The sequence below is a fragment of the Streptomyces sp. NBC_00239 genome, assembly GCF_036194065.1.
Classification (GTDB): Bacteria; Actinomycetota; Actinomycetes; order Streptomycetales; family Streptomycetaceae; genus Streptomyces.
Genome location: NZ_CP108095.1, coordinates 4,863,248 through 4,876,271, shown reverse-complemented (window position 1 = coordinate 4,876,271; position 13,024 = coordinate 4,863,248). Strand labels below are relative to the sequence as shown.

Below are 13,024 nucleotides of genomic sequence, written 5' to 3'. Positions count from 1 at the left end.
GAGGGGTTTGCGGTGCGCGGAGCGGTGAAGGGGGCCATCGTCGGCGGGGTGTTCCTCGCGATGGCCGGCGGGGCGGGGTACGGGCTGTACGGCCTGCTGGAGTCGGAGGTGCCCGGCGGCGGGTCCGCCGGGACGGCCGAGCGCCGCAGCGGCCCGCCGTCCGAGGAGGAAGTGGCGGACACGGCCCGCAAGTTCCTCGCGGCCTGGGCCGCCGGGGACACGGCCGCCGCTGCCGCCCTGACCGACAACCCGTCCGCGGCACGGGACGCGGTGGCGGACTACCGGGGCGCCGCGCACATCGTGAGGGCCGAGATCACCCCGGGTGCCGCGACCGGAGCGACCGTACCGTTCACGGTGCGCGCCGAGGTCGCGTACGGGGGCGCGGCCAAGGAGTTCACGTACCGCTCGCGGCTGTCGGTCGTACGGGGCGTCACCAGCCGGGATCCGCTGGTGGACTGGCAGCCGTCGGTGCTGCACCCGGAGCTGCGCCGGGGCGAGCGGCTGCGCGGCGGGGAGCCCGCCGCGCCGGCCGTCGAGGCGGTGGACCGGCACGGCAAGCCGCTGACCCCCGAGCGGTACCCGTCGCTGCGGCCGCTGCTGGAGCGGCTGCGGGAGACGTACGGGGCGACGGCGGGCGGGCGGCCGGGCGCGGAGCTGTGGATCGAGCCGGCGTCCGCGGAGCTGCCGAAGCGCACCCTGGTCACCCTCGCCAAGGGGGAGCCGGCGCGGATCGCGACCGTGCTGGACGCGAAGGTGCAGGCGGCCGCGGAGGCGGCGGTGGCGAAGTTCCCGGAGTCCTCGGTGGTGGCGGTGAAACCGAGCACGGGCGAGATCCTGGCCGTCGCCAACCACCGCGCGGACGGGTTCAACGCGGCCATGGAGGGGCGGCGGGCGCCCGGCTCCACGATGAAGATCGTGACGGCCGCGATGCTGATGGACCGGGGTGCGGCTTCGGCGAGCGCCCCGGCGCAGTGCGTCAAGGAGGCGGAGTGGGGCGGCCGGACCTTCCACAACCTGGGCAACCGGGAGCTGCCCGGGGTGAATTTCGCGACCGCGTTCGCCCAGTCCTGCAACACGGCCTTCATCAAGCGCATCGACACGGTGGACGAGGACGAGGCCCTGTCGCGAGAGGCCCATGAGGTCTTCGGCATCGGCATGGACTGGAAGACCGGGGTGGTCTCGCAGGACGGCAGTGTCCCGGAGGCGACCGGGGCCGCCGCCGCGGCGGCGTACATAGGCCAGGGCGAGATCACCATGAACCCGCTCAACATGGCCTCGGTCACGGCCACCGCGAAGAGCGGGGTGTTCCGCCAGCCGGTACTGGTCCCGGCCGGCCTGGACGACCGGCCCCTCGCGACCGCGTCCCGCACCATGAAGCCCGCGGTGGCCCGCCAGTTGCGGGACATGATGCGGCTGACCGCGACGAGCGGCACCGGCGCCCGGGCGATGGCCTCGGTCGGCGGGGACAAGGGGGCGAAGACCGGCTCGGCGGAGGTGGACGGCGCGGGCAGCCCGGACAGCTGGTTCACGGGTTTCAGCGACGACGTCGCGGCCGCGGCCATGGTCGAGGGCGGCGGCCACGGCGCCGACGCGGCGGGCCCGGTCGTGGCGGCGGTACTGCGCGCGGGCTGACGGGGGCCGGTTCTCCGGTAGGGGCCGGTGTCCGACCCCTGTCGCTGTCCGGCCCGGTGCCGGGGCCGACCGGGTGCCGGTGGCCAGCCAGGTGCCCCGGTACTCGATGGCGGCCGGCGTCCGCGCGTAGCCCGAGCCCGGGAGCAGGGCCGCGGCAGGAAGGGAACGGGGCCGTACCTCGGGCCCGGCGCGCTGCGGAAGCTGCGCGGGCCGTCCGGCGTTGCACCATGGTGAGCGGGCACCACCGGGGTGTCCGGGCACTACCGGGGAGTACGGACGTGGACGTCCAGGGCATGGTGGCGGCGGGCTTCGAGCCGGTCAGGGACGCGTTCGTGCGGAACTTCGAGGAGCGCGGCGACCGCGGCGCGGCGGTGGCCGTCTACCGCGACGGCCGCAAGGTGGTCGACCTCTGGGCGGGCACCAAGGACGCCGACTCCGGCCCGGCCTCCACGACCTCCACGGACGGCGCGGCCCCCGGGTCCGGGTCCGCGGCCGAGGGCGCCGGGCCCTGGGCCGAGGGCACCGCGCAGATCGTGCGGTCGGCGACGAAGGGCGTGACAGCGGCCGTTCCGCTGCTGCTGCACCAGCGCGGGCTGCTGGACCTGGACGCGCCGGTCGGCGCGTACTGGCCCGAGTTCAAGGCGGGCGGCAAGGAGAAGACCCTGGTGCGGCACCTGCTCGCGCACCGGGCGGGCGTGCCCGCGCTCGACACCGGCCTGACCCCGGCGCAGGCCGCCGACGGGGTCTCGGGGCCGCGGGCGGTCGCCGCGCAGCGGGCCTTCTGGGAGCCCGGCACGGCACACGGCTACCACGCACAGACGTACAGCTGGCTGCTGTCCGAGCTGGTGCTGCGGGTGACCGGGGAGAGCATCGGCCGGTGGTTCGCGCGGGAGATAGCCGAGCCGCTGGGGCTGGCGTTCTGGCTCGGGCTGCCGGAAGCGGAGGCGCACCGGGTGGGCCGGGTGGCGGCCGTGGAGGCGCCGGAGAGCGCGGCGGGGGCGCTGCGCACCCGGCCGAAGCGGAACGTGTCCGATGCCTATGCTGACCCGAACTCCCTGACCCGCCGCGCCTTCGCGGCGATCGACCCGCTGCCCGACGAGAACGACCCCGGCTACCGCGCCGCCGAACTGCCCGCCTCGGCGGGCATCTCGACGGCCCGGGCGCTGGCCCGGTTCTACGCGGCGACCATCGGGGACGTGGAGGACGGCGGGGCCCGGCTGTTCGCCCCCGCGACCACGGCGCTGGCCGCCGCCGAGGAGTCGGCGGGGCCGGACCGGGTGCTGGTGGTGAACACCCGGTTCGGGCTGGGCTACATGCTGCACGGACCGGCCTCGCCGCTGCTCTCGCCCGCGTCGTTCGGCCATCCCGGCCGTGGCGGTTCGCTGGGCTTCGCCGATCCCGAGGCCGGCGTGTCCCTGGGGTACGTCACCAACGCGCTGGCCAGGAGCGTCACCGCCGATCCGCGGGCCCAGGCCCTGGTCCGGGCGGTCCGTACGTCCCTCACGGCGCTCTGAGCCGACCCGGCGCGCCGGCCTGTCGGACCACCACCGGCCCACCGGGGCGCGGGGCCTGTCGGAACACCACCGGCCCGTCAGACGCCGTCGGCCCGTCAGCGCACCGAGACCGACCGCGGGTCGAAGCCGAAGGGCAGCTCCAGGCGGTGCGCCCGCATCAGGTCGTCGTCGCACAGCAGCTCCTGCGTGCGGCCGTCGGCGACGATCACGCCGTCGCTGAGGACCACCGAGCGGGGGCACAGCTCCAGCGCGTACGGCAGGTCGTGGGTGACCATCAGCACGGTGACGTCCAGCGAACGCAGGATGTCCGCGAGCTCGCGGCGCGAGGCGGGGTCGAGGTTGGAGGAGGGCTCGTCCAGGACGAGGATCTCCGGCTCCATCGCGAGGACGGTCGCGACGGCGACCCGCCTGCGCTGTCCGAAGGACAGGTGGTGCGGGGGCCGGTCGGCGAACTCCGCCATGCCGACCCGGTCGAGGGCGGTCCGCACCCGGGCCTCCAGCTCGGCGCCCCGCAGTCCGGCGGCGGCCGGTCCGAAGGCCACGTCCTCGCGCACGGTCGGCATGAAGAGCTGGTCGTCCGGGTCCTGGAAGACGATGCCGACGCGGCGCCGGATCTCGGCGAGGTTGCGCTTGTCGACGGGCAGCCCGGCCACCCGCACGGTGCCGATGCCGCCGCCGAGGATGCCGTTGAGGTGCAGGACCAGGGTGGTCTTGCCGGCGCCGTTCGGGCCGAGCAGCGCGACCCGCTCGCCGCGGCCGACGGTGAGGTCCACCCCGAACAGGGCCTGGTGTCCGTCGGGGTACGCGTAGGCCAGGCCGGACACGTCGAGCGACGGCGGGGCGTCGGGAGAGGGCGAGGCGTCGGGAGAGGGCGGGGCGTCGGGAGAGGGCCGGGTGCTCACAAGATCCATCCCGTCAGGCAGACGGCCAGGGCGGCCGTGGGCAGTGCCGCCGCGTACGTCCACTGCGCACGCGAGGCGGTGACTTCGTCGATGACCGGCATGGTGCCGGTGTAGCCGCGGCTGACCATGGCCAGGTGGACCCGCTCGCCGCGTTCGTACGAGCGGATGAACAGGGCGCCGGCCGTCTTGGCCAGCACGCCCCAGTGCCGGATGCCGCGCGCCTCGAAGCCGCGCGAGCGGCGGGCGATCGACATCCGGCGCAGCTCGTCGGTGATGACGTCGCCGTACCGGATCATGAACGACGCGATCTGGACGAGCTGCGCGGGCAGCCTGAGGCGCTGGAGGCCGAGCAGCAGGGCGCGCAGCTCGGTGGTGGAGGCGAGCAGCACGGAGGCGGCGACTCCGAGGGTGCCCTTGGCCAGGACGTTCCAGGCGCCCCAGAGGCCGTTGACGCTGAGGGACATCCCGAGGACGTCGGTCCGCTGGCCTTCGGCGACGAAGGGCATCAGGACGGCGAAGGCGACGAACGGGATCTCGATGAGGAGCCGGCGCAGCACGAACCCGGCGGGGATCCGGGCGGCCGCGGCCACGCCCGCGAGCAGCAGGGCGTAGAGGCCGAAGGCCCACACCGCCTCGCGCGGGGTGGACACGACGACCACGACGAAGCCGAAGGCCGCGGCCAGCTTGCAGTGCGGCGGCAGCTCGTGGACGGGCGAGTGCCCGTGCCGGTACAGCTTGTGCGCGTGGCCGGCCCCCATGTCAGCGGGCTTCGCCCGCGACGGCGGCGGGTGCGGTCTCGGCGGCGTTCACAGCGGCGGCGGTGCGGCGGCGCACGGCCCAGAACACCCCGGAGCCGACGGCGACGGTCGCGCCGACGCCGATCATGCCGGCGAGGCCGCCGGAGAGGCGGGCGTCCGCGACGTCCTTGATCCCGTAGTCGGCGAGCGGGGAGTCCTTGGCCGCGTGGTCCTCGACCTTGGCGTCGATGCCCTGGTCGGCGGCGACCTTCTCCAGGCCGTCGGGGCTGGCGGAGGCGTAGAAGGAGACGAAGCCGGCGAGGAGCAGCGCGGTGACCAGGCCGGTGGCCCACACCGCACGGGTGGAGCGGGCGGCGGCGGGGACCGGTGCGGCGGCGGGGGCGTCGACCAGTTCGCCGGCGACGCGGAGCTTGAGCGGGGTGGTGAGGCCGCGGGCGCCGTGGACGAGGTCGGGGCGGACGGCGATCACGGCGCCGACGGTGGCGGCGGTGATGGCGGCCTCGCCGATGCCGATCAGGGTGTGGACGCCGACCATCGCGGTGAGGACCTTGCCGACGGAGACGTCGGTGGTCCCTCCGATGGCGTAGAGGCCGGTGAAGGCGACGGCGGCGGCCGGTACGGAGAGCAGCGCGCCGGCGAAGGCGGCGACGGTCACCGAGCGGCGGGTGGCGGGGAGCACCTTGAGCAGGCCGCGGAAGGTCGCGTAGGCGACGACGACGGTGACCACGCCCATGACGGTGATGTTCACGCCGAGTGCGGTGAGGCCGCCGTCCGCGAAGAGGATGCCCTGCATCAGCAGGACCACGGAGACGCAGAGCACGCCGGTGTAGGGGCCGACGAGTATCGCGGCGAGCGCGCCGCCGAGCAGGTGCCCGCTGGTGCCGGCGGCGACCGGGAAGTTGAGCATCTGGACGGCGAAGATGAAGGCGGCGACCAGGCCGGCGAGCGGCGCGGTGCGGTCGGCGCCGGCGGTGCCGTGGGCGGCCCCGGCGAGTTCGCGGCGGGCGCCGCGCAGGCTGAGGGTCACGGCGCCGGCCGCCACCACCGCGGCGGCGACGGAGACGGGGGCGTTGATGAATCCGTCGGGCACATGCATGGGGGCGGCTCCGCTTCCTGCGGTGTTCGGTCCTACAAAATCCTTAACCGCTCAAGAATAGTGCTCACCTGCAAACGATTGGCAAGAGCGTCCACATCACGAAAAGCCTCGACGCAAAACTCTCCGCATATGCGACATTGGTTAGTAAAGATGACAAAACAGAGGAGCGGGCCGTGACTTCTGCGTCGATCGAAGAGCGGGTACGGGCACGCGTGATCAACGACGACCCGCTCTACCGCGCGGTGCCGGTCTCGCTCCGCTTCGCCCCCGCCGAGCCCCTGGCCGTGCGGATCGTCTTCCCGCCCGGCCTCTCCCCCGAGGGCACCGAGAACGAATGGGTCTTCTCCCTGACCCTGCTGGAGACCGGCCTCCAGTCGCCGACCGGCAGCGGGGACGTCCGGGTCTGGCCGGCCGGCCGGGTGCAGACCGTGGTGGAACTTCACTCGCCGGAGGGAGTCGCCGTCATCCAGTTCGACAGCGCGGCCCTGCGTCGCTTCCTGCGCCGTACGTACGCGGCCACCGGCGCGGCGGCCCCCCGCCGCACGCCCGCCGCACGCTGACACCACACCGGAAAAGACGGCGCCGAGGCGCCGGAAAACACGGCGGCCCGCCCGCACCGGAAGGTGCGGACGGGCCGCCGGGCACATCGGGAGCCGCGGATCAGGCGTTGACCAACTGCCGGTCGGTGTCCGGGTCACCCTGGTCGCCCGCGTCGCGGTCGAGGTGCTTGCGCAGTCCCTCGCCCTCGACGTCGACGTTCGGGAGCAGCTTGTCGAGCCAGCCCGGCAGCCACCAGGCCTTGTGGCCGAGCAGCGCCAGCACCGCCGGCACGATCGCCATGCGGACCACGAAGGCGTCGAAGAAGACCGCGATCGCGAGACCGAAGCCGATCATCTTGACCATCTGCTCGCTGGAGCCGATGAAGCCCGAGAACACCGCGATCATGATCACCGCGGCGGCCGTGACCACCCGGGCGCCGTGCTGGAAGCCCGTCACGATCGCCTGGCCGGGCCGCTCGCCGTGGACGTACGCCTCGCGCATCCGGGTGACGAGGAAGACCTCGTAGTCCATGGCCAGGCCGAACACCACGCCGACCATGAAGATCGGCATCATGCTCATGATCGGGCCGGTCTGCTCGACTCCGAGGAGCGAGCCCAGCCAGCCCCACTGGAAGACCGCGACGACCGCGCCGAGGGCAGCGACCACGGAGAGCAGGAAGCCGAGGGCCGCCTTGAGCGGGACCAGGACGGAGCGGAAGACGAGCATCAGCAGCAGGAAGGCGAGGCCGACGACCAGTGCCAGGTAGGGCAGCAGCGCGTCGTTCATCTTCTGCGAGAAGTCGATGTTCATCGCGGTCTGGCCGGTCACCAGCACCTGCGCGCCGGTGTCCGTCTTGATCCCGGGGCCCGCGTCGCGGATCTCGTGGACCAGGGCCTCGGTCTTCTCCGAGGACGGGCGGTCCTTGGGGATGACGGTGACGGTGGAGGTGTCGCCGGCCTTGTTCGGCTGGCCGGGGATCACGGCCGCGACGCCGGGCATGCCCTTGACGGTGTCGGTGATCTTCTCGACCGCGCCGTCCAGGTCCTTGGCGTCCTTGCCGTCGACGATCATCAGCAGCGGGCCGTTGAAGCCCGGTCCGAAGCCGTCCGACAGTATGTCGTACGCCTTGCGCTGGGTCGTGGACACCGGCTGCGAGCCTTCGTCCGGCAGACCCATCTCCAGCTTGGACACGGGGATCGCGGCGGCGCCGAGGCCGATCACCGCGACCAGCAGGACCATGATCGGGCGGCGCAGCACGAAGCGGGCCCAGCGGGTGCCGCCGTTGGCCTTGGCCTCGCCGGCCGCCGGCTTGCCCTTGCCGAAGAGGCGGGACTTGGTGCCGGCCGGCAGGACGCGCTTGCCGGCGAAGCCGATCATCGCCGGGACCAGGGTCAGGGCGACCAGCACCGCGATGACCACGGTGCCGGCGGCCGCGAAGCCCATCTTGCTGAGCATCGGGATGTTGACGACGGCCAGGCCCACCAGGGCGATGACCACGGTCAGGCCGGCGAAGACGACGGCGGATCCGGCGGTTCCGACCGCCCGGCCCGCGGCCTCCTCGCGCTCCCTGCCCTCGGCCAGCTCGGCCCGGTAGCGGGAGACGATGAAGAGCGCGTAGTCGATGCCGACGGCGAGGCCGATCATCATCGCGAGGGTGGAGGTGGTGGTGCCGAGGTCGAGGACGTTGGCCAGGGCGGTGATGGACGAGATGCCGATGCCGACGCCGATCAGCGCGGTGAGCAGCGGCAGTCCGGCCGCGATCAGCGAGCCGAAGGTGATGACGAGGACGATCGCCGCGATCGCCACGCCGATGATCTCGCCGGAGCCCTGCTCCGGCATGGTCATCAGCGCGTCACCGCCGATCTCCACCGTCAGGCCGGCCTTCTGGGCGGCCTCGCCGGAGTCCTTGAGGGCCTCGCGGGTGTCCTCGGTCAGCTCCATGCTGCTGACCTTGTAGGAGACCGAGGCGTAGGCGGTCGTGCCGTCCTGGCTGGTCGCCTTGGCCTCGTAGGGGTCGGCGACGTTCGCGACCTGGTCGGAGCCGTCGCGCAGGTCCGCGACGGTCTTCTCGACCTCGGCCTTGACGGCCGGGTCGGTGACCTTCTTGCCGGCCGGCGCCTTGAAGACGACGCGGGCGGTGGCTCCGTCGGCGCGCTGGCCGGGGAAGCGCTGTTCCATCAGGTCGAAGGCCTTCTGGGCCTCCGTGCCGGGTATCGAGAAGGAGCTCGACGTCGGGGTGGCGGCCGATGCCGCGCCGAACCCGGCGAGCACCAGCAGCGCGACCCAGGCGAGGGCGACGAGGCGGCGGCGCCGGAAGGCGCCCCTGCCGAGCCGGTAGAGGAAGGTGGCCACGGGGTGGTACTCCCGTTCAGGTCGTGGGATGAGTCAGGGCGTGCGGAAGCCGGCCCGACGACGAGAGCGGCGCTGTCAGGTGGTCCTGCTGGGGATTCAGACTCCGAGGGCGGGGAAGACCACGGAGTCGATGAAGTCGGCGAGGAAGGTCCGGTCCACGGGCCTGTCCTCGATCAGCGGGAGCGAGATGAACGCTCCGATGAGCATGTGCGGCACGAAGCGCAGGGCCGGACAGTCCGGGGTGATCTCGCCCCGGTCCACGGCCCGCTGCAGCATCGCCTGGAGACCGTTGATCTCCGGGTCCACCAGGAGTTCCCGCAGCGCCTTGTGGAGCTCCGGACTCTCGTGCACCGCATGGGTCAGGCCCCGCATCAGCGCGGTGTCCTTCGCCATCTGGGCATCGTCGGAATGGTCGACCATCTGACCGAAGTCGCCCCGCAGGCTGCCCGTGTCGATCTCCCGCAAGGAGACCGGCTGGGTGCAGCGAAGCGCCCGGGCGACCAGCTCCGGCTTGCTCCCCCACTGGCGGTAGAGGGTGGCCTTGCTGGACTTGGTGCGAGCGGCGACGGCGTCCATGGTCAGCGCCTCGTAGCCGACCTCCCGCAGGAGGTCGAGGACCGCTTCGTGGAGCTCGGCCTCCCGCTCCGGGGTGATGCGGCTGCGCCGGGACGCGACCGTGTCGGCCATCTCCGGACTCCCATCCGAACGAAACTGTTTCGTACCGTTGAGAGACTACCCCGATGTCAAGCGAAACGAAACCGTTTCGTTTCGACTTTGCCAGATGCCGGACGGTGAGCTGGATCACCTGTACGAGTTGCCGGGGCCCCCTGACGCGGAAAGCATTGGGGGGTGAGTCACGACGTCGCGTACCTCCGGTTCCCGCACCTGCACGACGACCTGCTGTGCTTCGCCGCCGAAGACGACCTGTGGGTGGCGCCCCTCGTTCCCGAGGGCGAAACCCCCGGCCGGGCCTGGCGGATCACCGTCGACCGGACCCGGGTCGGCCACCCCCGGTTCTCCCCCGACGGCCGCCACATCGCCTTCACCACCTGGCGCAGCCTCGACCCCGAGGTCCACCTCGCCCCCGTGGACGGCGGCCCCGCCCGCCGGCTCAGCCACTGGGGCTCCACCGACACCCGGGTCTGCGGCTGGACCCCGCCCGGCGAGGACGGCCGGAGCGACATCCTCGCCGTCTCCTCGCACGGCCAGCCCTTCTCCTATTTCTCCTGGGCCTACAAACTGCCCGTCGACGGCAGCCCCGGCGGCCGCCTCCCCTGGGGGCCCGTCAGCGACATCGCGGAGCGGGACGAGGGCGGCGAACGGCGCACCCTGCTGCTCACCGGCAAGCCCCCGCACGAGCCCGCCGCCTGGAAGCGCTACCGCGGCGGCGCCACCGGCCGGCTGTGGCTGCACGGCGAACGGCTGCTGCCGGACCTCGACGGCCACCTGGACTCCCCCATGTTCGTCGGCGGCCGGATCGCCTTCCTCTCCGACCACGAGGGCATCGGCAACCTGTATTCCTGCCTGCCGGACGGGACCGGCCTGCGCCGGCACACCGACCACGACGCCTTCTACGCCCGGCACGCCTCCAGCGACGGCGCCCGCGTCGTCTACCAGTGCGCCGGAGAGCTCTGGCTGGTCGACTCCCTCGAAGCGGACGCCGTGCCCCGCCGGCTCGCCGTCCGGCTCGGCGGCCCGCGCGCCGGCCGCCGTACGTACTCGGTGCCCGCGGCCAGCCACGTGGACGGGCTGTCGGTGGACTCGACCGGGCGGGCCAGCGCGGTCACCGTGCGCGGCAGCCTGTACTGGCTCACCCACCGCGACGGCCCGGCCCGCACCATCGCCGACACCCCCGGCGTGCGGGTGCGCCTCCCGGAGATGCTCGGCAGCGGCGGCCAGGTCGCGTACGTCACCGACGCCGAGGGCGAGGACGCCGTCGAGATCGCCTACCTGCCCCGGGCCAGCGGCGACCGCGAGCCGCGCCGGCTGGCCTCCGGCCGGCTGGGCCGGGTACTGGAGCTGATCTCCGACCCGGACGGCGAGCGCCTCGCGATCGCCTCCGACGACGGACGGCTGCTGCTCATCGACGCCACCGAGGAGTCCGGAGGAGAGGTCACCGAGCTGATCCGGTCCATCAACGGGCCGGTCAACGACCTCGCGTTCTCCCCCGACGGGGCCTGGCTGACCTGGTCCCACCCGGGCATCGGCCGCTCCCTGCGGCAGATCAAGATGGCCCGGATCGACGGCCCCGGCGCCCGAGTGATCGTCGACGTCACCAACGGCCGCTTCGAGGACGAGAACCCGGTCTTCACCCGGGACGGCCGCTACCTGGCCTTCCTCTCCTGGCGCGGCTTCGACCCGGTGTACGACGTGCACACCGGCGACCTGTCCTTCCCGCTGGGCTGCCGCCCGTACCTGGTGCCGCTGTCCTCGGCCACGCCCTCGCCCTTCGCGCTCTCCCCGGACGGGCGGCCGGCGGCCGGCGGTCTCGATCCGGCCGACGGGGACGCGGGCGACTCCGGCGACGGAACGGTGACCGTCGAAGTGGAGGGCCTGGAGAACCGGGTCACGCCCTTCCCGGTGGCCGCCTCCAAGTACTCGGCGCTGCACCCCGTCAGCGGCGGCGGGCTGGTCTGGCTGCGCTGGCCCATCTCCGGCGCACTCGGCGAGACCTTCGCCAACCCGGCGGACACCTCCGGCAAGCCCACCCTGGAGCACTTCGACATCACCAAGGCCCGCAAGGCGGAACTGGCCTCGGGACTGGACTGGTTCGCGGTCAGCGGCGACGGCAGCCGGCTGGTCGTCAACGACGACGGGGACCTGCGGGCGGTGCCCGCCACCGAGTCGGGCGACGGCGACTCCACCGTCTACCTGGACATGCGGCGGATCCTGCACGAGGTGGACCCGGCGGCGGAGTGGCGCCAGGCGTTCGAGGAGGCCGGGCGGATCATCCGCTCGTACTTCTGGGAGCCGAAGATGTGCGGGATCGACTGGGACGGGGTGCTCGCCCAGTACCGGCCCCTGGTGGAACGGGTCGCCTCCCCCGACGAGTTCGCCGACCTGCTGCGGGAGGTCCTCGGCGAACTCGGCACCTCGCACGCGTACGTCGCACCCGCCCGCCGCAACGAGGGCCCGCCCCACTACCAGCGGGCCATGGGCCTGCTCGGCGCCAACCTCGTCCCCCGGGACGGCTCCTGGGTGGTCAGCCGGATCCTGCCCGGCGACTCCTCCGACTCCAAGGCCCGCTCCCCGCTCGCCGGCACCGGCATCCGCGAGGGCGCGGTGCTCACCCACGTCGACGGGCGGCCGGTCGACCCGGTCACCGGCCCGTACCCGCTGCTGGCGGCGGCCGGCGGCACCACCGTCGAACTCACCTTCACCCCCGCCGAGGGCGAGGGCCGGGCCCGCCGCGTCGCGGTCGTGCCCCTGGTCGACGAACGCCCGCTGCGCTACCAGGACTGGGTGGCCAAACGCCGGGCGGTGGTCCGGGAGATCAGCGGCGGCAAGTGCGGCTACCTGCACATCCCCGACATGGGCGGCTCCGGCTGGGCGCAGTTCAACCGCGACCTGCGCCTGGAGGTGTCCCGCCCGGCCCTGATCGTGGACGTACGCGGCAACGCGGGCGGGCACATCAGCGAGCTGGTCGTCGAGAAGCTCACCCGGCGGATCCTGGGCTGGGACCTCACCCGCAACGCCCAGCCGGTGTCGTACGCGTCGAACGCGCCGCGCGGCCCGGTCGTGGCCCTCGCCGACGAGGCCACCTCCTCCGACGGCGACATGATCACCGCGGCCTTCAAGCTGCTCGGGCTCGGCCCGGTCGTCGGCCAGCGCACCTGGGGCGGGGTGGTCGGCATGACCGGCCGGCACACCCTCGGCGACGGCACGGTCATCACCGTGCCGATGAACGCGGCCTGGTTCCCCGAGTACGGCTGGTCCGTGGAGAACCACGGCGTCGAACCGGACCTCGCGATCCTGCGCACCCCCCTCGACTGGGCCGAGGGACGGCACGCCCAACTGGACGACGCGGTCTTCCTGGCCCTGGAGCTGCTGGGGCGCAACGAGGCCGCGATGCCGCCGGGCTACACCGACGTACCGGACCGGCGCCGCCCGAAGCTCCCGCCGCGAAGCTGAGGGCGCGGGAGCAGGGCGCGGGAGGAGCCCGCGGGAACGAGCCGTCGGGAAGAGGCGCTCACAGGAAGGGGCCCGTTCCACACCGTCCGGTGTGGAACG

General features: G+C 73.4%; 9 protein-coding genes. 4 read left to right on the top strand and 5 right to left on the bottom strand.

Going from position 1 to position 13,024, the window contains the following annotated elements:
- The first annotated feature begins 12 nt into the window (after positions 1 to 12).
- Both OG764_RS21565 and OG764_RS21560 read left to right on the top strand, forming a co-directional pair.
- On the top strand, positions 13 to 1,632 hold the full coding sequence (locus OG764_RS21565) for a penicillin-binding transpeptidase domain-containing protein (protein WP_328970058.1): 1,620 nt from the start codon (positions 13 to 15) through the stop codon (positions 1,630 to 1,632).
- A 278-nt stretch (positions 1,633 to 1,910) separates the two neighbouring features.
- Entirely contained in the window at positions 1,911 to 3,146 is a 1,236-nt protein-coding gene (locus OG764_RS21560) for a serine hydrolase domain-containing protein (protein WP_328970057.1), read from the top strand.
- Between the two features lie 95 nt (positions 3,147 to 3,241).
- Here the strand turns inward: OG764_RS21560 and OG764_RS21555 are convergent, their stop codons facing one another.
- The 3 genes from OG764_RS21555 to OG764_RS21545 are packed head-to-tail and all read right to left on the bottom strand — an operon-like array spanning position 3,242 to position 5,902.
- On the bottom strand, positions 3,242 to 4,057 hold the full coding sequence (locus tag OG764_RS21555) for an energy-coupling factor ABC transporter ATP-binding protein (RefSeq protein ID WP_328970056.1): 816 nt from the start codon (positions 4,055 to 4,057) through the stop codon (positions 3,242 to 3,244).
- Entirely contained in the window at positions 4,045 to 4,806 is a 762-nt protein-coding gene (gene cbiQ / locus OG764_RS21550; RefSeq protein WP_328970055.1) for a cobalt ECF transporter T component CbiQ, read from the bottom strand. The genes OG764_RS21555 and cbiQ overlap by 13 nt, the downstream gene beginning before the upstream one ends.
- A gap of 1 nt (position 4,807) precedes the next feature.
- On the bottom strand, positions 4,808 to 5,902 hold the full coding sequence (locus OG764_RS21545; protein WP_328970054.1) for an energy-coupling factor ABC transporter permease: 1,095 nt from the start codon (positions 5,900 to 5,902) through the stop codon (positions 4,808 to 4,810).
- Positions 5,903 to 6,075: 173 nt separating this feature from the next.
- On the opposite strand from OG764_RS21545, the gene OG764_RS21540 reads away from it, so the two are divergent.
- Positions 6,076 to 6,462, top strand: coding sequence for an SsgA family sporulation/cell division regulator (locus OG764_RS21540; RefSeq protein ID WP_328970053.1), 387 nt, complete (start codon positions 6,076 to 6,078; stop codon positions 6,460 to 6,462).
- A gap of 100 nt (positions 6,463 to 6,562) precedes the next feature.
- Here the strand turns inward: OG764_RS21540 and OG764_RS21535 are convergent, their stop codons facing one another.
- A complete protein-coding gene (locus OG764_RS21535; RefSeq protein WP_328970052.1) occupies positions 6,563 to 8,794 on the bottom strand; it encodes an MMPL family transporter in 2,232 nt (743 codons plus the stop codon).
- A 96-nt stretch (positions 8,795 to 8,890) separates the two neighbouring features.
- A complete protein-coding gene (locus OG764_RS21530) occupies positions 8,891 to 9,481 on the bottom strand; it encodes a TetR/AcrR family transcriptional regulator (protein WP_328970051.1) in 591 nt (196 codons plus the stop codon).
- Between the two features lie 162 nt (positions 9,482 to 9,643).
- Between OG764_RS21530 and OG764_RS21525 the strand changes: the two genes are divergently transcribed.
- Positions 9,644 to 12,925: a S41 family peptidase gene (locus OG764_RS21525; protein WP_328970050.1), complete on the top strand. Its 3,282-nt coding sequence runs from the start codon at positions 9,644 to 9,646 to the stop codon at positions 12,923 to 12,925.
- The last annotated feature ends 99 nt before the right edge of the window (positions 12,926 to 13,024 follow it).

What these genes read in the sequence shown, in the direction of transcription:
- OG764_RS21555 (WP_328970056.1), bottom strand. Translation starts at nt 4,057, where the DNA reads ATGGATCTTGTGAGCACCCGGCCCTCTCCCGACGCCCCGCCCTCTCCC.
- cbiQ (WP_328970055.1), bottom strand. Translation starts at nt 4,806, where the DNA reads ATGGGGGCCGGCCACGCGCACAAGCTGTACCGGCACGGGCACTCGCCC.
- OG764_RS21545 (WP_328970054.1), bottom strand. Translation starts at nt 5,902, where the DNA reads ATGCATGTGCCCGACGGATTCATCAACGCCCCCGTCTCCGTCGCCGCC.
- OG764_RS21530 (WP_328970051.1), bottom strand. Translation starts at nt 9,481, where the DNA reads ATGGCCGACACGGTCGCGTCCCGGCGCAGCCGCATCACCCCGGAGCGG.